The organism is Arthrobacter sp. Hor0625, assembly GCF_052567525.1.
Genome location: NZ_CP199586.1, coordinates 968,842 through 988,605, shown reverse-complemented (window position 1 = coordinate 988,605; position 19,764 = coordinate 968,842). Strand labels below are relative to the sequence as shown.

The following is a 19,764-nucleotide window of genomic DNA, read 5'->3' as shown; positions in this document are numbered from 1 at the left end:
GCGGTCAGGGCAGGAAGCGGTAGCCGATGCCTGCCTCCGTGATCAGGTGGCGCGGCGCTGCCGCGTCCGGCTCCAGCTTCCGGCGCAGCTGGGCCATGTACACGCGCAGGTAGTTGGTTTCCTTGGCGTAGGCCGGACCCCACACTTCCGAAAGCAGATGCTGCTGGGTGACGAGCTTCTCCGGGTTCCGCACCAGCACCGCCAGCATCTTCCATTCGGTCGGGGTCAGCCGGATGTCTTTGCCGCCGCGGGTGACCCGGCGCTTGCCCAGATCCACGGTGAAGGCCTCCGTAGCGATCACCTGCGGCGCGGCGGTGTCGTTGCTCCGGCGCAGGAGGGCCCGGAGCCGGGCAAGGAGTTCGTCCAGGCCGAACGGCTTGGTGAGGTAGTCATCGGCACCGGCGTCGAGCGCTTGGACCTTGTCCTCGGAACCATGCCTTGCCGAGAGCACGAGGACCGGGGCCTGGCTGAAGTCCCGGAGCTTGGCCAGGACCGCGGTCCCGTCCATGTCGGGGAGCCCCAGGTCGAGGATGACCAGTTCGGGCGGTGTGCGGGCGGCTGCCTGCAGCGCCGAGCGCCCATCCTCGGCCTCCGCGACCTCGTAGCCGTGGGCGCGCAGCGTGATGCGCAGGGCACGCAACAGGTAGCGGTCATCGTCGACCACCAGCACCGCGGTCATGGCTGGTCTGTGGGCGAGGACAGGAGCGGCGGGGCGTGGTGCCGGCTGGCCATCGCGGACTGGGCTTCCAGCGGCGCCTGGCCGGGGCGTCCCTGGAACGGAACGCCTTCGGCGAGCGGCAGGCTGATCACCATGGTCAGGCCGCCTCCGGGCGTGGCTTCCGCGCCCAGCCGGCCGCCCATCGCCTCGGTGAACCCCTTGGCCACGGCCAGGCCGAGCCCTACGCCGCCGGCCGCACCGGAGTCGCCCAGCCGCTGGAACGGGCGGAACATCTCGAGGACCTGCGCCGCCGGAACGCCGGCTCCGTGGTCGATGATCCGCAGCTCCCCGGCCGGTCGGCCGTCCACGGCGGAGAGGGCAAAGCCGCCTGCGGCGCCGGTCAGCACGACGTCGGAATCCGGGGCGTATTTCAGCGCGTTCTCCACGACGTTCGCAATGACGCGTTCCAGCATGGCCGGATCCGCCTGCACTTCGGGCATGTTGGCTGGCAGCTCCACCCGGACCCGGTCCGTTGCGATCCCGCGCAGGCCGCCGCTGACCGCCTCGTACCAGCGCACGGGCCGCAGCAGCGGCGTGGCAGTGTCGGAGCTGATCCGTGACATATCCAGCAGGTTGCCCACGAGGGTGTCGAGCCGGTCGGAGCACTCCTCGATGGTCTGCAGCAGCTCGTGCTCTTCCTCCTCGGTGTAGCGGACACCGGGCTGGCGCAATCCGCCCACCGCCAGCTTGATCCCGGCGAGCGGTGTGCGGAGGTCATGCGAGACGGCGCGCAGCAACGAGGCCCGCACGGTGTTGTTTTCAGCCAGCCGCCGCAGCTGGTTTTGGCGGGCCAGCAGCTGCCGGTTCTCCAGCTGGGCCGAGAGGTGGGCGCCGAACACCGCCAGGAGGCGGCGGTCGCTGGCGGGCAGGACCCGGCCGGTGAGCACCAGCCGCGTGGTGGGATTGATCTGTTCGACGTTCCCGCTCCGCGGCTCCGTGGCAGACGGCACCGTTCCGCCGTCCGCGTCAGCGGGCGCTGCGGCCCCGACGCCGGCGAGCAGCCGCCAGGGGACCGGGCCGCCGGGTGCCAGCGTGCTATCGGGGGCCGACGTGTACACCGCGGCGCCACTGGCCTGGAAGACATCCAGGGCCTGCTCCAGCAGGCCCGTCACTGGGTCCTCGGCGCCGGCGGTCCTGCGCGAGAGTTCCGCCAGGGTGGCGGCCTCAGTCCTGGCCCGCGCGGCTTCCTTGGATCGCCGGGCGGAGACGTCCACGACGACGGCCACCGCGGCGGACACGCCCACGAACACCAGCAGGGCGAGGACGTTTTGCGCGTCGCTGATGGCCAGGTTTCCCACCGGCGGCGTGGAGAAGTAGTTCACCAGCAGGCTGCTCCACAGCGCAGCGAGGACCGCCGGCCATAGGCCGCCCACGAGCGCCACAGCGACCGACCCGGTGAGCTGCACCAGCATGAAGGCGGCCAGGCTCTTCTCCGGGCTGAGCTCCAGCACGAGCTGGAGCAGCGCGGGCACCACGACGGCCAGGACAAATCCGACGGCGACCCGGCGTCGGCCCAGGTCCTCGTGCCGGGCCCGGCGCCCCTCGGGCACCGGGCCGTCCTGCGTCACCAGGTGGACATCGATGCCGCCGGAGTCGCGGAGCGTCCGCGCCGTGGTGCCGCCGCCGCGCAGCGCTGCCTTCAGCCGGGCGGCGGGCCCCCGGTGGGAGGCCCCGAGCACCAGCTGGGTGGCGTTGACGCTGCGGGCGAAATCCAGCAGGGCCGCTGCGGGGTCCCCGCCGGTGACAACGTGGTAGCTGCCGCCCAGGTCCTGCACCAGCTGCCGCTGCGCTTTGAGGGCCTGCGGCGACTCGTCAGCGGACCCGTCCGGGTCCCGCACATGGACAGCCTGCAGGCCGCTTCCACTGACCCGGGTCAGCAGCCGGGCGCCGCGGCGGATCAACGCCGCCCCGTCGCTGCCCCCGCCCAGTCCAACCACGATCCGCTCCCGGGCGGGCCCGGTGGCGCTGCCCAGGCCGTGCTGCGGCTCGGCGGCCAGACCCTCGTCCACCCGGTCCGCCAGCCACAGCAGCGCCAGCTCGCGCAGCGCCGCCAGATTTCCGGGACGGAAGTAGCCCGACATGGCCGCATCAACCCGGTCCGGCGGCACGATCTTGCCGGCCGCCAGCCGCTGCCGCAGGAGCTCGGGGGAGAGGTCGACGAGCTGCAGCTGATCGGCCCGCCGGACGATACCGTCGGGGACGGTCTCGGCGGGCCGCCCGCGGGTGATGGCGCTGACGACGTCGGACAGCGAGGCCAGCTGGTGGATGTCGAGAGTTGACAGGACGTTGGTTCCGGCCGCCAGCAGCTCTTCAATGTCCTGCCAGCGGTGCCCGTTCCGGCTGCCGGGGGCGTTGGTGTGGGCGTACTCGTCGACCAGCGCGGTAGCCGGCGCCCGGCGCAGGACGGCGTCCAGGTCCAGTTCCTCGACGTCCACCCCGTTCACCGGCACGCGCCGGGGTGCGAGGGCATCCAGGCCGGCGAGCAGTTCCCGGGTATCGCGGCGGCCGCGGTCGCGGGCGAAGGCGACGACGACGTCCTCGCCGGCTTCCCGGAGCCGGTGCCCTTCCCGCAGCATCGCGTAGGTCTTGCCCACCCCGGGGGCCGCGCCCAGAAAGATCCGCAGCGTTCCACGTGCCATGGTGCCATTCTTCCATTCCGGGCCGCCCAGGCTGGAGGGCGCTGCATCAAGGAATCGTCAAGATCCGTCCCCGGGCAGGGCCGTGCCGGTTCCGCGCTGCTAGCTTCGCAATTGAGGGCGACGCCCGGCGCCCGCCCGTCCCCAAAGCGCCGCGACGAAAGGAAACGATGACCACCCTGAGCAGGCCGCCGGCCGATCCGTCAGCGCTGAAGCCCCGGCGCAGGGCCACGCTGCGGAACTGGCTGCTGGTAGGGCTCCAGGACAGCAAGGGTGCCCACCAGGGCCCGGGCGGCGTGCCCACGGCCCACGAACAGAAGCACAGCTGGTGGCAGGTCATGTGCCTGACCGGCGTCGACTACTTCTCCACCCTGGGCTACCAGCCGGCGATCGCGGCGCTCGCCGCCGGGGTGATCTCGCCGCTGGCGACCCTGGTGCTGGTGGCCATCACCCTGCTCGGCGCCCTGCCGGTGTACCGCCGCGTCGCCGGCGAGAGCCACCGCGGTGAAGGCTCCATCGCCATGCTGGAACGGCTGATGCCGCGCTGGGGCGGCAAACTCCTGGTCCTGGTCCTGCTCGGCTTCGCCGCGACCGACTTCATGATCACCATGACACTCTCCGCCGCCGACGCCACGGCGCACCTGGTGCAGAACCCGGTGGCGCCGCCGTGGCTGCAGGGCCAGACTGTCCCCCTCACCCTGCTGCTCCTGGCCCTGCTCGGGGCCGTGTTCCTGCGCGGCTTCAAGGAGGCGATCGGCGTCGCCGTCGTGATCGTGGGGCTCTACCTGGGCCTGAACGTCGTGGTGGTGGCCGCGTCGCTGTGGGAGGTGCTGAACCAGCCGCCGGCCGTGGGCACCTGGTGGCAGGCCATCTCCACCTCGCACGGGAACCCGCTGCTGGCGGTCGGGTTCGCGTTGCTGGTCTTCCCCAAGCTCGCCCTGGGCCTCTCCGGCTTCGAGACCGGCGTCGCCGTCATGCCCCAGATCCGGGGACAGGCAGGGGACACCGAGGAGTATCCCGCCGGCCGCATCCAGGGCGCGCGCAAGCTGTTGACCACCGCCGCCCTGATCATGAGCAGCTTCCTGCTCCTGAGCAGCTTCAGCACCGTCGTGCTCATCCCGGAGGCCGAGTTCCAGCCGGGGGGCCAGGCCAACGGGCGCGCCCTGGCCTTCCTGGCCCATGAATACCTCGGGGTCGGTTTCGGCACGGTCTACGACATCTCCACCATCGCCATCCTGTGGTTTGCCGGCGCTTCCGCCATGGCCGGGCTGCTCAACCTCGTGCCGCGCTACCTGCCCCGCTACGGTATGGCCCCGGGCTGGGCGCGGGCCGTGCGGCCGCTCGTGCTGGTCTTCACCCTGATCGGGTTCCTGATCACCTGGCTCTTCGAGGCCGACGTCGACGCCCAGGGCGGCGCGTACGCCACCGGCGTGCTGGTGCTGATGACCTCCGCCGCCGTCGCGGTGACCCTGTCGGCCCGCCGCAAACGCCAGGGCAAGCGCACCATCGGCTTCGGCGTCATCGCCGTCGTGTTCATCTACACCACGGTCGCCAACATCATCGAACGTCCCGAGGGCATCCGTATCGCGTCGATCTTTATCCTCGCGATCATCGTGATCTCCCTGCTCTCCCGGGCCCGCCGCTCCTTCGAGCTGCACGCCACCCACGTCCACCTGGACCGGCAGGCGCTCGAGTTCATGTCCGACGAGCTGGACGGGCCGCTGCGGATTGTCGCGCACGAGCCGCTGCGCCTGAGCCCGGAGGCCTACCGGCAGAAGCTCGAGTCGGCGATCGCGGTCAGCCACCTGCCGCTGGACTACCGGGCGCTGTTCCTTGAAGTCGTTGTGGACGACTCCTCGGACTTCGAAACCGAACTTGAGGTCCGGGGCATCACCCGGCACGGCTACCGGATCCTGGAGGTGCACGGGCCCGTGGTGCCCAACACGATCGCCTCGGTGCTGCTGCATATCCGGGACGTGACCGGGCTGATGCCGCACATCTACTTCCGCTGGACCGAGGGAAATCCGCTGACCAACCTGCTGCGCTTCCTCGCGTTCGGCGAAGGTGAGATCGCGCCGGTCACGCGGGAGGTGCTGCGCGAAGCCGAGCCGGAGGTGACCCGCCGGCCGTGGGTCCACGTGGGCTGAACACGCAGCAGCCCCTCCGGAAGGATCCTTCCGGAGGGGCTGCTGTTCTTCTAGGAGAAGTGATCCGGCAGGCCGGGCTTTCCTGGGAGCTTAGAGCGGGCGGATGTTCTCAGCCTGCGGGCCTTTCGGGCCCTGGGTGACGTCGAACTCGACCTTCTGGTTCTCGTCCAGCGAGCGGTAGCCGCTGGTGGCGATTGCCGAGTAGTGGGCGAAAACGTCGGCCGACCCGTCATCCGGGGCAATGAAGCCAAAACCCTTTTCGGCGTTGAACCATTTAACTGTGCCTGTAGCCATGCCTTTATCCTTCTGAAACGCTGCTCTCCGGCGGCCACGCGAGGCCAACGGCTGCGGAGACATTCGTCCGCTGTCCCCAACGTACGGGGCGCCGGGCCCGGGTGCAAGAGCCAAAGCGCGGGAGTTATGCCCGGTCAGGGGCTATAGTCGGCTCACCATGTCGACAATTTCGGTGGTGATCCCGACCCGGAATGACGCCTGGCTGCTGGCGGGATGCCTCGAGGCCCTGGCCCGGCAGAGCCGCCGCGCCGATGAAGTGATCGTGGTGGACAACGGCAGCACGGACTCTACCGCCGCGGTCTGCGCCGCCGCGGGGGTGCGGCGGATCCCCGTCGACCTGCCCGGCATTGCCGCCGCCGCGGCCTGCGGTTTCGACGCGGCGGCCTCGGAGGTCATCGCCCGCTTGGACACCGACTCCGTCCCGCCCCCGGACTGGCTGGAACGGGTCGAGTCGATCCTCGCCGGGGCCGGTCCGCTGGCGGCGGTAACCGGGCCCGGGGACTTCTACGGCGGGACCCGGGCGGCCCGGTGGGTGGGCCGCCGCGTGTACATCGCAGGCTACTTCTGGGCAATCGGGCTGCTGCTGGGGCACAAACCGTTGTTCGGTTCGAATTTCGCCCTGCGGGCCGGTGTCTGGGAACGGATCCGGGGCCGGGTGCACCGCGGCCTGCCCCCGGTGCACGACGACCTCGACATCTCCTACCAGCTCCCCCGGAGGTGACTGTGGTCTATGACCCCACGCTGCGGGTCGGCGTCTCGGCGCGGCCCTTCGCGACCCGGCACGACGTCGGCCGCCGGCTCTCTATGGCGTGGACGACATTCGGCGTCGAGTTCGCCTCGGATCCGCCGCTGCGGCGACGCCGGCGGCGCCGGCAGTGGGAGCGCGGACCGCGGCGCGGGCCGGGAGCCTAATCGGCGTAGAGCGCGATCAGGTCCCGGCTCATCTGGTGCGGCGATGTTTCGCTCGGGCTGTGGCCGCCGCGGTAGACCGCGATCTTGGCGCCGATCGCCTGCGCGAAGCGCCGGTGGAGGGCCAGCGGCCACAGGTCGTGTTCGCCGACGGCGACAAACTTCGGCAGGGATGCCGCGGCGAGGACCGGCCTGAGGTCCGGGGCGTGCTGCATGAGTCCGAAGATGTCGCTGACCGAGGACCGGCGGGTGAAATCGAACCGGTGGCGGACAAAGCGCATCCGGTTGGGCGCGACCCGGACCACGTTGCTGCGGATACCCAGGATCATCAGCGCGGCGCCGACCCGGGGGCTGGCCCAGCCGCTGAACCGTCCTATCCGCTGGACTCCTCGGAAACTGTTCCCGGGCTCGGGCGGGCAGCTGAGCAGGGTCAGGCTGCGGAACAGCTCGGGCCGCTGCGCATACGCGAGTTGGGCCACGACGGCCGCGAAGGAGTAGCCGACGACGTGCGCCGCACCGCCCCCGGCCTCCAGCAGGGCGATCAGGTCGGCCGTGAAGAGGGGGTAGTCGTAGTGTTTCCGCGGCGGGTCAAGATGTTCGGGACCGGCCCCGGACGATTCGTACTGGCCGGCGATGTCGCAGCTGACCACAAAGTAGCCGGCCGCGGCGAGCGGGGGCAGCATCAGCGAGAAATCTTCCTTGGACCCGGTGGCGCCCGGAATGAGCAGCACCCGGGGGTGGGCCGGGTCGCCCATGGACAGGGTCGCGAGCGTGCCGCTGGGGGCCTGGAATTCGCCGCGGACCGCGCCGGGCGGCGGGGTGAACCAGTCGACGTCGTCGAGGGCGGTGTCCAGCCGGGCAGCCTCGTCGATGAGCCCCGACCCGAAGACCTCGGGGTCGGGCTCCGGTGCGCCGGGAAGACGACGGCCTGTTGACGCCATGGACTAAAGATAGCCGCCGGCGCGACGGTGCGGGCCCTAGGCTCCGGCGACGCGGCGGACGAAGGCCTGCAGCCGGCGGTAGACCTCCTGGGATTCCGGGTGGCGGGAGTCCTGCTGCCAGGTGTGTTCCGTGTTGGGGGCGTCCCAGCCGTAGATCAGGGTGTCCACGTGCACCCTGTGCCGCCGCAGGCGTTCGATGAAGTTCAGGTTCGCGGTGTAGAAGAAGTCGCGTTCCGAGGTGGACACGAAGACCGGCGGGAAGCGGGAATCGAGCCATTCAATCGGGGACAGGTACGCCGCGGCGGCGCGCAGCTGCGCGGCCCCGCGCCGGCCGGCCGCGGGCAGCAGCATCCGGACGAAGTTCAGGCTGAGGACAAAGCCCTTTTCGAAGAACACCGAGAAATCGGTGACGCTGCAGTGCTGCACCAGCCCGCGCAGGCTGGCGGCCGGGGTCGCCGGGGCCAGCCCGTGGTGGCCGGAGAGCTCGGGATGGAAGCTGGCGGCGGCCAGCAGCGCGGCGATCTGCCCGCCGGCCGAGTCGCCGCCCAGGACGATGCGGCCGGGGTCCCCGCCGTAGCCGGCGATGTTGTCCCGGACCCAGGCCAGGGCCGCATCGGCGTCCTGGAGCACGTGGCCCATATGGAATCGCGGCGCCCTGCGGTAGTTCACATTGACCGCCACCATGCCGCCACGGGCCTGGCTGGCGCAGTACTTGGTCAGCGGGGCCTTGTCCCCGGAGGTCCAGCCGCCGCCGTGGAAGTACACGTAGACCGGCAGGGCCCCGCCGCTCTCCGCCGCGCCGGGCGGTGCGATCACGTCCAGGCGGTGCGCCCGGATCCCGTCGCCGACAAAGTCGATGTCGTGGAAGTAGTCGACGCCGGTGACGGGGTCGGCGTTGAAGCGGGCCTCCTCGCCCGGACCCAGCGCACGCATCAGGGCCCTCCAGGCCCAGACCGGGACCCGGCGCAGGATCCCGCGCGCCCGGCGCGCCAAGCCGAACGCGAAGGAGGCCTGCGGGGAGGGCTGAAGCGCCTGCGTCATACCGCCATTCTATCTGGCACGGTCGTGCTATTTCGGTGAGGGCAGCCTGCCCTGCCCTGTCCTGCTTGGGTCTTCGGCACGCCAACCCCCGGGGCCGGGGCTACTCCGGCGGACTGCCGGGCTGGTTATTGTCCGGCACCCCGTCGGGCAGCACCCGGACCGTGCCGGCGGCCCCGTCCACAGTGACCCGCTGCCCGGTGCGGAGCCGCAACGTGGCTTCCGGCAGGCCCACCACCGCGGGAATGCCGTACTCGCGGGCGACCACGGCACCGTGGGAGATGACTCCGCCCATCTCCATGACCAGCGCTCCGGCGGTCATGAACAACGGGGTCCAGCCGGGGTCCGTCGAAGGGGCCACGAGGATCTCGCCGGGCTCCAGCCGGGCACCTACCGGGTCAAGGACCACCCTGACGGTTCCGGTCGCGGTCCCGGCCGAGGCAGGGGTCCCGGCCAGGGCGTCCGACGGCGGCGCCTTCGCCATCGCGGCGGCCTCGACGTCGGTTCCGTCGGAGAGCAGCAGGCGCGGGATCCGCCGCCGCCGCAGTTCGACGTCGTACAGCCCGCGGCGTTCGGCGACGAGCGGCCGCAGGGACGCTCCGCGCAGGCCGATCCGGAGCTCCGCGAAGTCCAGGAAGAAAACGTCGTCGGCGGCTGCGATGACGCCGGCGCGCTCCAGGTCGGCGCCGATCAGCAGGAGCTGACGGTGCATCTCGCCTAGGATCTTCACGATGTAGAACTTGGGCAGCTCCCGCATCCCGGACAGCTCCCGGACCTGCCGGAGGGACAGATCCAGCAGCCGGGCGCGCCATGTTCCGCGCGCGGCCGCACGCTGCACCAGGCTGCGGATCCTTTCCTCCGCGTGCTCCGCGGCGCGGCGGAACTGCCGGTCCGGGGCCTGCTCGGGGTCCTCCACCCGCAAGTAGTTGGAGATCATTCCCAGGATGTGGTCCGGCTCCTCGGACCAGCGGGGCATACCGAGGTCGATCTCGGCCACGGCACGGTGGCCGTACCGGGCGAGGAACCGCCGGACCCCGGCCTGCGCCGGTTCCGGCAGGGCCCCGTCACGGTAGGCGGCGGCGAGCGCAGCGGGCTCCCGGGACAGGAACGCCTCCCGCCCGGCGGACTCCGAACCGATCTCGACCGCCAGCCGCCAGAGCTCCAAATCCATCTCGGTGGTCACGTTGTGCGGCAGCCCGCGCAGCACCGCCTCCAGTTCCCGGGGCGCGGCGATGCCCCGCAGCAGCCTCCGGGCGACCGCCAGCATGATGTAGCCCACGGACGGCCCGGCGAGGGTGGCCCGGATCAGGGCGTCGATGTTCCGGTCGACGACCTGCTCGACGAACTCCAGGCGTTGCTGCGCGGTGGCCGGCTCGGGCAGGCGCAGCTGCGCCTCGAGGCGCTTTCCGTAGCTCTCCGCCCGGCGGAGTTCGGCCGCGGGGTGCAGTGCCGCGGCTACCAGTCCGGGCAGCAGGCCCAGCATCATGGCCAGGCTGGCGCCGGTTTCGCTGCCGCGGGCGCCGCGCCCCGGCCGGGACGCCGGGGCGGGTTTGCGGGGCCGCTTCCGCGCCGTCCGCCGGGCGCCCCGGGGGGCGGCAAAGCGCGGATCGGCGAGTAGCTCCGGGAACACGGCGGCGGACCGGCCGTCCGCCAGCGGGAGCACACGTGTCAGGTAGCGGCGTCCCCAGGCGCTGCGCAGGATGGCGGTCACGTCCACGTACATCCGCAATCCGGGATTGACGTAGCGCCAGGGCCCCCTGCGGTTGCGCATCACGCCCATGGCGGCCAGCCCGATCGGAGTGATCGGCCGGGTGAGGCCCTGGAACAGGGTCCCGCACATGTACACCCGGGGACCGGCGTCGGGGTCCGGGTTGAGCGCGGCGGGGTCGTCCGAGAGCGGATCCTCCAGCGGATACAGCGTGGTGATGGGCCGGGACTGCGTCAGCCACGCCTTGCCCGCGGCGTCGATGGCCCACTCGATATCCTGCGGGGTCCCGAAAAGCTGCTGCACGGCGCTGCCCAGCACGGTCAGGTCCGCCAGCTCGCGGACGGAAATGCTCCAGTCCGCCCCGGGGCCGGCGGATCCCCGCTCCCGGTGCAGGATCCGGGCCGTGGCGGTGTCCAGCGTGAACTGGTCGGGGTTCACCGCGCCGGAGACCACAGCCTGCCCGGCCCCGCGGCTGGCATTGATCACCGTCTGGGTCCGGGTGCCGGTCAGCGGGTTGGCGGTGAAGAGCACGCCGGCGCTGGCGGCGTCGACCATGCGCTGGATGACGACGGCGAGGGTGACGCTGCGGTGGCTGATGCCGTTGGCGGAGCGGTAGGCGACCGCCCGGTCGCTCCACAGCGAAGCCCAGCAGCGGCGGACGGCGTCGAGGACCGCGTCGGCGCCGGCGACGTCGAGGAAGGAATCCTGCTGCCCGGCGAAGCTGGCGAAGGGCAGGTCCTCCGCCGTGGCCGAGGAGCGCACCGCGACGGCGGTCTCCGCGCCGAGGGCGGTGCAGGCGGCCCGCACCGCGTCCTCGACTGCGGCGGGCACCGGCGCGGCCAGGATCAGCCGGCGGGCGCTCTCGGCCAGCGGCTCCGGTTCCTCGGGGCTTTCCGCCCCGGTGTCCGGGCTTCCCGCGCCGTCGAGCCGGGCGGCCAGCTCGGCCAGGCCCGGCGGGACCGCAAGCAGGTAGGCGGCGGTGGTGAGGCAGAAGCCGCGGGGGACCGGGAATCCGGCCGCGGTGAGCCGGCCCAGGTTCAGGGCCTTGCCGCCCACCAGGCCCAGCGTCGTCGTGCCCCGCCCGTCCAGTTCCAGCAGGAGGGGCGCGGTGGCGGCGGGATCCGGCGGCGGGCCGTCCGGCTCGGTGTGCACGGTCCGGAGCCTAGGCGGCCGGACCGTCGCCGGCGTCCTCCCAGAGGACGTCGAGGTTGCGGAACACCGGCGGGGCATCGCAGAGGGCTGCCATGCGGGCCGCGAACTCTGAGGTCTCCGGCCGGCCGGAGTTCTCCATGGCGGACTCGTAGGAGTCGAACTCAACGATGGTGTAGTAGCTGCCGGGCCGGTCACGGTCGGCCGTGGCGAGGATCCGGCGGAAGGTCGGGGCGGTGTCCCCGTCCGTCCGCGACGGCCTGCCGAGCGCCTCGATCTCCTCGATGCGGGAGGACTGGAATTCGATGATCTGCACAAACCTGGCCATGACGGCTCCTTGACGGCTGCGGGTGCTGATGCGGCTCACGGTAGACCCGCCCGGCCCGGCAGTGCAAGGGCACACCGGCTCTGCCGGTCAGGGCGTCAGCAGCACCTTGATGGCGCGTCGTTCGTCCATGGCACGGTACGCCTCCGCGGCCTCCTCCAGCGGCATGACGACGTCGAATACCCGGCCGGGATTGATGCTGCCGTCAAGCACGTCGGCGAGCAGCTCGGGGATATACGTGCGGGCCGGGGCCATCCCGCCGCCCACCGAGATGTTGGTGTCAAAGAGGTAGCGCAGCGGGACCCCGCCGCCGCCGGTGGGGACGCCCACGAACCCGAGCGCGCCGCCGGGCCGGACGCTGTGCAGTGCCTGCTCCATCGATTCCTCGGTGCCGACGCATTCGAGCACGGAATCTGCCAGCACTCCGCCGAGGAGCTCGCGGACCTTGGCGACGCCGTCCTCGCCGCGTTCCTCGACGATGTCCGTGGCGCCGAACTCCCGGGCGATCGCCTGGCGGTCCGCGTGCCGGGACATGGCGATGATCCGTTCCGCGCCGAGCCGCCGCGCCGCCAGGACCCCGCACAGGCCCACGGCGCCGTCGCCCACCACGACGACGCTCCGGCCGGGACCGACCTTCGCGGCCAGCGCGGCGTGGTGCCCGGTGGCCATGACATCGGAGAGGGTCAGCAGGCTGGCGCGCAGGGCGTCGTCGGGCTCGGTGATGCCCGGAACCTTGACCAGGGTGGCATCGGCCAGCGGCACCCGCACCGCCTGGCCCTGGCCGCCGTCGATTGGCAGCCCGGCGTCGTCCTTGCCGCCCCAGCCGGCCAGGCGGTCGCAGGCGACGGTGACGCCGTTGCGGCACTGCGGGCACTCGCCGCAACTGACCACGAACGGCGCGATCACCAGATCGCCCACGGCCAGTCCGGTGACGGCCTCGCCGATGCTCTCGACCACGCCGATGAACTCGTGGCCGATCGCGCGCGGCTCGTGCGTGGGCCTCACACCGCGGTAGGGCCACAGGTCCGAGCCGCAGACACAGGCGGCGGTGACCTTCACAACGGCGTCCGTGGGTAGCTGGACGGTGGGGTAGTCGCGGTCTTCGACCCGGATATCGCCGGGGCCGTGGATGATGGTGGCGCGCATGGGGACTCCTCGCAAATGGTGGCGGCGGACTTAGTGCGAGTCTAGTCCCGCGCCCGGCGCCGGGCCCTGCCCCGACGATGTGCTGCCGGGCGGGTCAGAGCGCTTCAAGCACGCTGACATAGTTCGCAATGCCGACGCCGCCCATGTTCTGCACCGCAGCTCGCCGCGGTGCGGCCAGCTGCATGTCCCCGGCCGTCCCGGTCAACTGCATCGCGGCGAGAACGTGCTGCGAAACGCCGGTGGCGCCCACCGGGTGGCCCTTGGCCTTGAGGCCGCCGGAGACGTTGATCGGCAGCTTGCCGTCCTTGAAGACCCAGCCCTCCTTGACTGCCAGGGCGCCCTGCCCCGGTTCGGTCAGGCCGATCGCCTCATACATCAGCAGTTCGGCGATCGTGAAGCAGTCGTGGACCTCCGCGAGGTCCAGGTCCTCCAGCCCGACGCCGGCCATGCCCAGGGCCCGCTGCCAGGACGCGCGGGTCGCGGCGAAGGCGGTGGGGTCGCGCCGGTCGGTCGGGAAGAAATCGTTCGCCTGGCCGAACCCGGCCAGGCGGACCGGGGCGGTGGCGCCGCCGGTGGGCGCGACGGACAGCACGACGGCGGCGGCGCCGTCGGACACGGGGGAGCAGTCGGTGCGCCGCAGCGGGTCGGCGACCATGGGGTTCTTGTCCGAGACCGTCTGGCAGAATTCTTCGCCGAGGTCCTTGCGGAGCTGGGCGTAGTGGTTGTCCACACCGTTGCGGTGGTTCTTCGCCGCGATCGTGCCGAGCACGTCCGAGACAGGGCCGTAGCGCTTCTCGTAGTGCTTGGCCACCTCGGCAAAGAGGCCGGTGAAGCCGGTGCTGGAGGGCTTGCCGGCCATGTCGTAGTCGGCACCGAGCAGGGCCGCGCCCACGACGTCGGCCCCGGCCTGGGTCATCTTTTCGGCACCGATCACCAGGACGGTCTTGGCCGTGCCGGCCAGCAGCGACTTGGTGCCCTGCTGGAAGGCGGCGGAGCCGGAGGCGCACGCGTTCTCGACCCGGGTCGAGGGCACGTTGGCGAGCTGCTCGGAGACCTGCAGCGCCAGCGAGGACGGGAACGCCAGCGGCATCATGCCGGAATTGAACTGGCCGACGTAGATTTCGTCGATTTGGCCGGGTTCGATCCCGGCGTTGCCGATCGCCTCGGTGGCGACCTGCACGATCAGGGACTCAAGGGTCTCGTCCGTGAGCTTGCCGAACCGGCTGTGGCCCCAGCCGGTGAGCAGGACGTCCTTGCCGAACTGGTCCTTGAGGCTCATGCCGTGGCTCCTTCCAGGCTGGTCTGCGAGTCGGCGGTGCCGGTTGCTTCGAGGGAGGGGTCGACGTCGAATTCCGCCTCCGTCTTTTCGCGGATTTCCGCCACGGTGACGCCGGGGGCGAGCCGGGTCAGCGTGAGCCGCCGGTGGCCCGTTCCGTCCTCGGGCTTCACGAGGTCGAACACCGCCAGGTCGCTGATGATGCGGTCCACGCAGCTCAGGCCGGTCAGCGGCAGGGTGCATTCCTTGACGATCTTCGCGGTGCCGTCCTTGGCGTTGTGTTCGGTGAGGACCACGACGCGCGGGGTGCCCGCCACGAGGTCCATGGCGCCGCCCATGCCCTTGACCATCTTGCCCGGGATGGTCCAGTTGGCCAGGTCGCCGGCACCGGAGACCTGCATGGCGCCGAGGATCGCGACCTTGACGTGGCCGCCGCGGATCATGCCGAAGGAGGTGGCGGAGTCGAAGATGCTGCCGCCGGGCAGGACGGTGACGGTCTGCTTGCCGGCGTTGATCAGGTCCGCGTCCTCCTCGCCCTCGTAGGGGAAGGGGCCCATGCCGAGCAGGCCGTTCTCGCTCTGCAGCACCACGCGCACGCCCTCGCGCAGGTTGTTGGCGACGAGCGTCGGGATGCCTATGCCGAGGTTGACGTAATCGCCGTCGTTAAGTTCTTCGGCCGCGATGGCGGCCATTTCATTGCGGGTCCAAGCCATGATGATTCTCCTGAAGAGTAAGGGTGGCGGCGCTCAGGCCTGGTTAGACGGCGACGGCGGCTGTTTCGGACGCCGCGGACGCTTCGGCGCGGGGCCGGACGGTGCGCTGTTCGATGTCCTTGACCCGGTCGCTGGCCTGGACCAGCCGCTGGACGAAGACGCCGGGGGTGACGATGTGGTTCGGGTCCAGTTGCCCGGGCTCGACGATCACCTCGGCTTCGGCGACCGTGACGACGCCGGCCGTGGCCACCACCGGGTTGAAGTTCTGCGCCGTGTAGCGGTAGATCAGGTTGCCGTCGGTGTCGGCGGTGTGCGCGTGGACCAGCGCGACGTCGGCCTTGATGGCGCGCTCCTGGACATACGTTTCGCCGTCGAACTCCGCCAGCGGCTTGCCTTCGGCGACGAGGGTGCCGACGCCGGTCTTGGTGTAGAACGCCGGGATACCGGCGCCGCCGGCGCGCAGCCGCTCGGCGAGGGTGCCCTGCGGGGTGAACTCGACCTCGAGCTTGCCGGCCAGGTACTGCTCGGCGAAGAGCTTGTTTTCGCCGACGTAGGAGGCGATGACCTTGCGGACCTGCCCTGCCTCGATCAGGACGCCCAGGCCCTTGCCGTCAATGCCCATGTTGTTGGAAACGACGGTCAGGTCCTTGACGCCGGAGTCGCGCACGGCCTCGATCAGGTCCGCGGGGATGCCGCTGAGGCCGAACCCGCCCACCGCGAGTGTCATGCCGTCCCGCAACACGTCCTGCAGCGCGGCTGCCGCGCCGGATTTCACCTTTGACATATGGATCTCCTCATTGAGCCGTGAAGTCTCCGGCTGCCATGGCCTGGGCCGCGCCGCCGGCATCCACTTTGTGGACTGTCTGCCTGAAGAAGGAGCCTATGGCGTGGCGTAGAGCACTGTCAACGCGCAAATTCGCGGATATCCGGCCCGTTTCTACAGTGTGGACGCGGTGCGCCATACCGTCCATAATGTGGATACATTGAATGATCCAGTTGCCTGCGAGGAGAGCCAAGATGACGTCTGCCCCGGTTCAGGGAGCCCAGGTGGTGCGCCGGGCGGCGGCCCTGCTGAGGATCGTCGGGCGCAAACCGGAAGGCTCCCCGCTGGTGGAGCTGGTCCGCGATTCCGACCTCACCCGGCCTACCGTCCACCGGCTGCTGACGTCTCTGGCCGCCGAGGGGCTGCTGGACCAGGATCCCGGAAGCGGCAACTGGGTCCTGGGCCCGGAAATCCTGCTGATGGGGTCGGTGGCCTCGGCGCGGTTCCCGCTCGAGGACATCGCCCGCCCCAGCCTGCGCCGGCTCGCGGAGGAGACCGGCGAGAGCGCTTTCTTCTCGATCCGTCGCGGCGCAGAGACGGTCTGCCTGCTCCGCGAGGAGGGCAGCTTCCCGGTGCGGTCCTTCGTCCTGCACGAGGGTGTCCGCTTTCCCCTCGGCGTGGCCTCCGCCGGCACTGCCATCATGGCGTTCCTGCCCGACACCGAGCAGGAGGAACTACTCGCGGGCTGGACCGCCCACGCCGGAAGTTTCGCCGCCGCGCACACCGCGGACGTGGTCCGGGCCAACCTGGAAGCGACGCGGCAGGCGGGCTACTCGGTCAACCCCGGACTGGTGCTCGAGGGCAGCTGGGGGATGGGTGCCGCCGTCTTCGACCAGCGCGGCCGGCCAGCCTGGGCACTGTCCCTGACCGGCATTGAACCCCGCTTCCGCGCGGACCGCCGGGATACCCTGGGGCGGCTGCTGATGGAAGAAGCGCACAGGATCTCCCTGCAGCTGCAGGGCGCCTAGGGGGTCAGTGGCGCCTGCGGCATGGGTGCTGCCGGGAGCTCCGCGGCGGGCCCACCCGTGGCTAACCATCCGGGGGCACATTGCCAAGGACACGCCGACGACGACGGCGGGGACCGGCGTCGTCAGGCCCCGAAGTAGCCGCGGGCCGCTGCAGCGGAGCCTAGGAGCTTACTGCTTCCACCAGGTGTCGAAAATGGTGACCGGGACGGTCCGCTTGTGCCGGGTCCGCAGGTACTTCTGCTCGATCAGTTCGGCCGCGGCCTCGGGGATCTCGCGGCCTTCGAGGTAGTCATCAATGGTGTCGTAGCTCAGGCCGAGTTCGTCCTCATCGGTGCGGCCGGGCTGGCCGTCGAGCAGGTCCGCCGTCGGCACCTTTTCCCAGACCCGGGCCGGCGCGCCGAGCTCGGCGAGCAGGGCCCGGTTCTGGCGCTTGTTCAGGCCGTACAGCGGCAGGATGTCCGCGCCGCCGTCGCCGTACTTGGTGAAGAACCCGGTGACCGACTCGGCTCCGTGGTCGGTGCCGATGACCAGGTAGTTGTGCTCGCCGGCCAGGGCGTACTGGGCGATCATGCGGGTCCGGGCCTTGGTGTTGCCCTTGTGGAAGTCGGAGATGCCGTTGCCGACCGTCTTCTCGAACTCGTCCTCGAAGCCGTCCACGGCGGCGGAGATGTTGAAGGTCCATTCGGTCTTGGCGCGGATGAAGTCCAGCGCAGCCTGGGCGTCGGCCTCGTCATGCTGCACGCCGTACGGCAGCCGGACCGCCACGAAATTCGCCTCAATGCCCTCGGCGTCGAGCTCCTCAACAGCCAGCTGGGCCAGCCGCCCGGCCAGCGAGGAATCGAGGCCGCCGGAGATCCCCAAGACGAATCCCTTGGTGTGGCTGGCCTTGAGATAGTCCTTCAGGAATGTGACGCGTTTGCGCACCTCCTCGGCCGGATCGATCCGGGGCCGAACGCCCATTTCCTCAATGATCTTCGCCTGGAGTTCACGCATGCCTCTCAGCCTAGCCAGCCGTGTCAATCAGCCTCAACTGTTGCCCGCCGCGCCCGGTGGGCTCGGCAGGAGTACGGCTCCGGCTTCATCGCGGCTCCGGAGCCGGACTGCGCGGTTCCAGCGGATCTGCGCTGCGGTTCCGGACCCGGACTGCGCGGCCCTTACGGATTTACGCTGCCGTTCCGGACCGGCGCGGCCCGGGCCCGGGGTGCGCCTGTCCGCACCGGCAGCCCCTGTCCGGAACCGCCGCGCCTGTCCGGAGCGGCAGCCTTCGTCCTAACCGGCAGCCGGCGTCCGGAACGGCCGCCGCCGACCCCTCCCGCGGCATGGCCGGCAGGCGTAGCGTTAGGCCATGGAGAAGACCGGATGCGTGGTGGTGGGCGGCGGCCCGGCCGGGCTGATGTTGGGCCTTTTGCTGGCCAGGGCCGGGGTGCAGGTGACCGTGCTGGAGAAGCACGCGGACTTCCTGCGCGATTTCCGCGGCGACACGGTCCACCCGTCGACCATCCGGCTCATTGACGAACTCGGCCTCGGGCAGGAGTTCCGGCGGCTGCCGCAGAGCCGCCTGCAAAGCGTCGTCTTTCCGGTTCCCGGCGGCCGGCCGGTCACCATGGGCGACTTCGACGCGCTGCGTCCGCCCTACAACTACATCGCCATGATGCCGCAGTGGGATTTCTTGAACTTCCTCGCCGCCGCTGCCGCCGAGGAACCGGGATTCACCCTCTTGACGAGCCACACGGTCACCGGACTGATCCGCGACGGCGGCCGGGTCCGGGGGATCCGCTTCCGGACCCCGGACGGCAGCCAGGACGCGCTGGAGGCTGACCTGGTGGTGGCGACGGACGGCCGCCATTCCTTACTTCGTGACGCGGCCGGACTGGCGCCGAAGGAGTTCCCGGTTCCGTTCGACACGTGGTGGTTCCGGCTGCCCCGGCACGAGGCCGAAACCGGTCCGGTGGCCGGGCTGATTCCCGCGTTCGGTCCCGGGGAAGCGCTGGTGGCCCTGAGCCGCACCGACTATTACCAGATGGGCTATCTCGCCCCGAAGAACGCCGGCGCGAGGATCCGGGCGGAGGGCGTCGAGGGTTTCCGGCGCCGGATCGCGGCGCTCCGCCCCGATCTCGCCGACCGGATGGACGCCATCGGTTCCCTCGAAGACCTGCACTGGCTCGACGTCCGGCTGGACCGGCTGCAGTCGTGGCACATCAACGGCCTGCTGTGCATCGGCGACGCCGCACACGCGATGTCCCCGGCCGGCGGCGTCGGCATCAACCTCGCCATCCAGGACGCGGCAGCGACGGCGGCCATCCTGGCCCCTGCCCTGCTGCGGGGCCGGGTCACCCCGGCGGACCTGCGCCGCGTCGAACGACGGCGGCGGTTTCCCACCGTCGTCGTGCAGACCGGCCAGCGGCTGATGCACCGGGCCGTCTTCGGCCCGATCATGGCCGGGAAGCGTTCCAGGGTTCCCGCCGCGGCGCTGTTCCTGGCCCGGAACGTGCCGGCGGTCCGCAGCATCATCCCGCGCTTCATCGCCTTCGGCCCGCGGCCCGAGCACGCCCCGGCTTTCGCCCGGCGCGCCGAGCCCAGGCCGCAGCCGCAACCCTGACCGGGGCCCCGGACCCGGCGGTTGCCCGAGACGGTCCTGCTGGACCCCCAGGCCGCAGCCGCAACCCTGAGCGCGGCCCCGGACCCGGCTCAGCCGTGGGCGGCGAGGTAGTTGACCAGTCCGTCCACGGTGGCCACGGCCGGGTAGTCCCGCTCTGGAATGTCCACCCCCGTGGCGTCGTCGATGGTCTGCACCAGACGGAGGAAGTCCAGCGAGTCGAGCTCCAGATCCTGGCGAAGCCGGGCGCCGCCGTCGACGTCGTCCAGGTCCACATCCGGGGCGACCTTGCCAAGCGCGGCCCGCACCGCCGCGCGGGCGTCCTGTTCGTTCATGGTGTCTCCGTCCCTCGGGTCTGTCGGTTCCGCGTCCGGCTG

Annotated in this window: 18 protein-coding genes; 5 read left to right on the top strand and 13 right to left on the bottom strand. The window is 71.1% G+C overall.

Annotated elements, in window-relative coordinates; genetic code table 11:
* Positions 1-4 precede the first annotated feature (4 nt).
* Positions 5-679, bottom strand: a complete 675-nt coding sequence (locus ACTWLI_RS04385; RefSeq protein WP_445155459.1) for a response regulator — start codon at positions 677-679, stop codon at positions 5-7.
* A complete protein-coding gene (locus ACTWLI_RS04380) occupies positions 676-3,357 on the bottom strand; it encodes a DUF4118 domain-containing protein (protein WP_445155458.1) in 2,682 nt (893 codons plus the stop codon). Before ACTWLI_RS04380 ends, ACTWLI_RS04385 begins: the two co-directional genes overlap by 4 nt.
* A gap of 167 nt (positions 3,358-3,524) precedes the next feature.
* Between ACTWLI_RS04380 and ACTWLI_RS04375 the strand changes: the two genes are divergently transcribed.
* Positions 3,525-5,501: an amino acid transporter gene (locus ACTWLI_RS04375; protein ID WP_445155457.1), complete on the top strand. Its 1,977-nt coding sequence runs from the start codon at positions 3,525-3,527 to the stop codon at positions 5,499-5,501.
* Positions 5,502-5,591: 90 nt separating this feature from the next.
* On the opposite strand, the gene ACTWLI_RS04370 is transcribed toward ACTWLI_RS04375, so the two are convergent.
* On the bottom strand, positions 5,592-5,795 hold the full coding sequence (locus ACTWLI_RS04370) for a cold-shock protein (RefSeq protein WP_009357211.1): 204 nt from the start codon (positions 5,793-5,795) through the stop codon (positions 5,592-5,594).
* Between the two features lie 157 nt (positions 5,796-5,952).
* Between ACTWLI_RS04370 and ACTWLI_RS04365 the strand changes: the two genes are divergently transcribed.
* Both ACTWLI_RS04365 and ACTWLI_RS04360 read left to right on the top strand, forming a co-directional pair.
* Positions 5,953-6,516, top strand: a complete 564-nt coding sequence (locus ACTWLI_RS04365; RefSeq protein ID WP_445155456.1) for a glycosyltransferase family A protein — start codon at positions 5,953-5,955, stop codon at positions 6,514-6,516.
* Positions 6,513-6,707: a hypothetical protein gene (locus tag ACTWLI_RS04360; RefSeq protein WP_445155455.1), complete on the top strand. Its 195-nt coding sequence runs from the start codon at positions 6,513-6,515 to the stop codon at positions 6,705-6,707. Before ACTWLI_RS04365 ends, ACTWLI_RS04360 begins: the two co-directional genes overlap by 4 nt.
* On the opposite strand, the gene ACTWLI_RS04355 is transcribed toward ACTWLI_RS04360, so the two are convergent.
* The 8 genes from ACTWLI_RS04355 to ACTWLI_RS04320 all read right to left on the bottom strand — a co-directional run bounded on the left by ACTWLI_RS04355 (position 6,704) and on the right by ACTWLI_RS04320 (position 15,784).
* On the bottom strand, positions 6,704-7,645 hold the full coding sequence (locus tag ACTWLI_RS04355; protein ID WP_445155454.1) for an alpha/beta fold hydrolase: 942 nt from the start codon (positions 7,643-7,645) through the stop codon (positions 6,704-6,706). The genes ACTWLI_RS04360 and ACTWLI_RS04355 overlap by 4 nt on opposite strands.
* Before the next feature lie 36 nt (positions 7,646-7,681).
* Positions 7,682-8,686 (bottom strand): alpha/beta hydrolase, encoded by a 1,005-nt coding sequence (locus ACTWLI_RS04350; protein ID WP_445155453.1) that lies wholly within the window; start codon positions 8,684-8,686, stop codon positions 7,682-7,684.
* Between the two features lie 100 nt (positions 8,687-8,786).
* Positions 8,787-11,543, bottom strand: a complete 2,757-nt coding sequence (locus ACTWLI_RS04345) for a PEP/pyruvate-binding domain-containing protein (RefSeq protein WP_445155452.1) — start codon at positions 11,541-11,543, stop codon at positions 8,787-8,789.
* A 10-nt stretch (positions 11,544-11,553) separates the two neighbouring features.
* On the bottom strand, positions 11,554-11,868 hold the full coding sequence (locus tag ACTWLI_RS04340; protein WP_056736238.1) for a hypothetical protein: 315 nt from the start codon (positions 11,866-11,868) through the stop codon (positions 11,554-11,556).
* An 87-nt stretch (positions 11,869-11,955) separates the two neighbouring features.
* The gene (locus tag ACTWLI_RS04335) at positions 11,956-13,011 is read right to left on the bottom strand and encodes a zinc-dependent alcohol dehydrogenase family protein (protein ID WP_445155451.1); all 1,056 of its coding nucleotides are present in this window, start codon (positions 13,009-13,011) and stop codon (positions 11,956-11,958) included.
* 94 nt (positions 13,012-13,105) lie between these two features.
* Positions 13,106-14,290, bottom strand: a complete 1,185-nt coding sequence (locus ACTWLI_RS04330; protein ID WP_445155450.1) for an acetyl-CoA acetyltransferase — start codon at positions 14,288-14,290, stop codon at positions 13,106-13,108.
* Positions 14,287-15,000, bottom strand: a complete 714-nt coding sequence (locus ACTWLI_RS04325; protein WP_445155449.1) for a CoA transferase subunit B — start codon at positions 14,998-15,000, stop codon at positions 14,287-14,289. Before ACTWLI_RS04325 ends, ACTWLI_RS04330 begins: the two co-directional genes overlap by 4 nt.
* 43 nt (positions 15,001-15,043) lie before the next feature.
* Positions 15,044-15,784: a CoA transferase subunit A gene (locus ACTWLI_RS04320; protein WP_445155448.1), complete on the bottom strand. Its 741-nt coding sequence runs from the start codon at positions 15,782-15,784 to the stop codon at positions 15,044-15,046.
* Between the two features lie 233 nt (positions 15,785-16,017).
* Here ACTWLI_RS04320 and ACTWLI_RS04315 point away from each other — a divergent pair, with 233 nt between their 5' ends.
* Complete coding sequence (locus ACTWLI_RS04315) at positions 16,018-16,791, top strand: IclR family transcriptional regulator (protein ID WP_445155447.1); 774 nt, start codon at positions 16,018-16,020, stop codon at positions 16,789-16,791.
* A gap of 168 nt (positions 16,792-16,959) precedes the next feature.
* Here the strand turns inward: ACTWLI_RS04315 and nadE are convergent, their stop codons facing one another.
* Positions 16,960-17,784 carry an ammonia-dependent NAD(+) synthetase gene (gene nadE / locus ACTWLI_RS04310; RefSeq protein WP_445155446.1) on the bottom strand — a complete coding sequence of 275 codons (825 nt, stop codon included), beginning with the start codon at positions 17,782-17,784 and terminating at the stop codon, positions 16,960-16,962.
* A 352-nt stretch (positions 17,785-18,136) separates the two neighbouring features.
* Here nadE and ACTWLI_RS04305 point away from each other — a divergent pair, with 352 nt between their 5' ends.
* Positions 18,137-19,390, top strand: coding sequence for an FAD-dependent oxidoreductase (locus ACTWLI_RS04305; RefSeq protein WP_445155445.1), 1,254 nt, complete (start codon positions 18,137-18,139; stop codon positions 19,388-19,390).
* A gap of 89 nt (positions 19,391-19,479) precedes the next feature.
* On the opposite strand, the gene ACTWLI_RS04300 is transcribed toward ACTWLI_RS04305, so the two are convergent.
* Positions 19,480-19,722 carry an acyl carrier protein gene (locus tag ACTWLI_RS04300; protein WP_445155444.1) on the bottom strand — a complete coding sequence of 81 codons (243 nt, stop codon included), beginning with the start codon at positions 19,720-19,722 and terminating at the stop codon, positions 19,480-19,482.
* Between the last annotated feature and the right edge of the window lie 42 nt (positions 19,723-19,764).

What these genes read in the sequence shown, in the direction of transcription:
- ACTWLI_RS04330 (WP_445155450.1), bottom strand. Translation starts at nt 14,290, where the DNA reads ATGAGCCTCAAGGACCAGTTCGGCAAGGACGTCCTGCTCACCGGCTGG.
- ACTWLI_RS04335 (WP_445155451.1), bottom strand. Translation starts at nt 13,011, where the DNA reads ATGCGCGCCACCATCATCCACGGCCCCGGCGATATCCGGGTCGAAGAC.
- ACTWLI_RS04375 (WP_445155457.1), top strand. Translation starts at nt 3,525, where the DNA reads ATGACCACCCTGAGCAGGCCGCCGGCCGATCCGTCAGCGCTGAAGCCC.
- ACTWLI_RS04385 (WP_445155459.1), bottom strand. Translation starts at nt 679, where the DNA reads ATGACCGCGGTGCTGGTGGTCGACGATGACCGCTACCTGTTGCGTGCC.
- ACTWLI_RS04350 (WP_445155453.1), bottom strand. Translation starts at nt 8,686, where the DNA reads ATGACGCAGGCGCTTCAGCCCTCCCCGCAGGCCTCCTTCGCGTTCGGC.
- ACTWLI_RS04355 (WP_445155454.1), bottom strand. Translation starts at nt 7,645, where the DNA reads ATGGCGTCAACAGGCCGTCGTCTTCCCGGCGCACCGGAGCCCGACCCC.
- ACTWLI_RS04365 (WP_445155456.1), top strand. Translation starts at nt 5,953, where the DNA reads ATGTCGACAATTTCGGTGGTGATCCCGACCCGGAATGACGCCTGGCTG.
- ACTWLI_RS04315 (WP_445155447.1), top strand. Translation starts at nt 16,018, where the DNA reads ATGACGTCTGCCCCGGTTCAGGGAGCCCAGGTGGTGCGCCGGGCGGCG.
- ACTWLI_RS04305 (WP_445155445.1), top strand. Translation starts at nt 18,137, where the DNA reads ATGGAGAAGACCGGATGCGTGGTGGTGGGCGGCGGCCCGGCCGGGCTG.
- ACTWLI_RS04370 (WP_009357211.1), bottom strand. Translation starts at nt 5,795, where the DNA reads ATGGCTACAGGCACAGTTAAATGGTTCAACGCCGAAAAGGGTTTTGGC.
- ACTWLI_RS04340 (WP_056736238.1), bottom strand. Translation starts at nt 11,868, where the DNA reads ATGGCCAGGTTTGTGCAGATCATCGAATTCCAGTCCTCCCGCATCGAG.
- ACTWLI_RS04320 (WP_445155448.1), bottom strand. Translation starts at nt 15,784, where the DNA reads ATGTCAAAGGTGAAATCCGGCGCGGCAGCCGCGCTGCAGGACGTGTTG.
- ACTWLI_RS04380 (WP_445155458.1), bottom strand. Translation starts at nt 3,357, where the DNA reads ATGGCACGTGGAACGCTGCGGATCTTTCTGGGCGCGGCCCCCGGGGTG.
- ACTWLI_RS04300 (WP_445155444.1), bottom strand. Translation starts at nt 19,722, where the DNA reads ATGAACGAACAGGACGCCCGCGCGGCGGTGCGGGCCGCGCTTGGCAAG.
- nadE (WP_445155446.1), bottom strand. Translation starts at nt 17,784, where the DNA reads ATGCGTGAACTCCAGGCGAAGATCATTGAGGAAATGGGCGTTCGGCCC.
- ACTWLI_RS04325 (WP_445155449.1), bottom strand. Translation starts at nt 15,000, where the DNA reads ATGGCTTGGACCCGCAATGAAATGGCCGCCATCGCGGCCGAAGAACTT.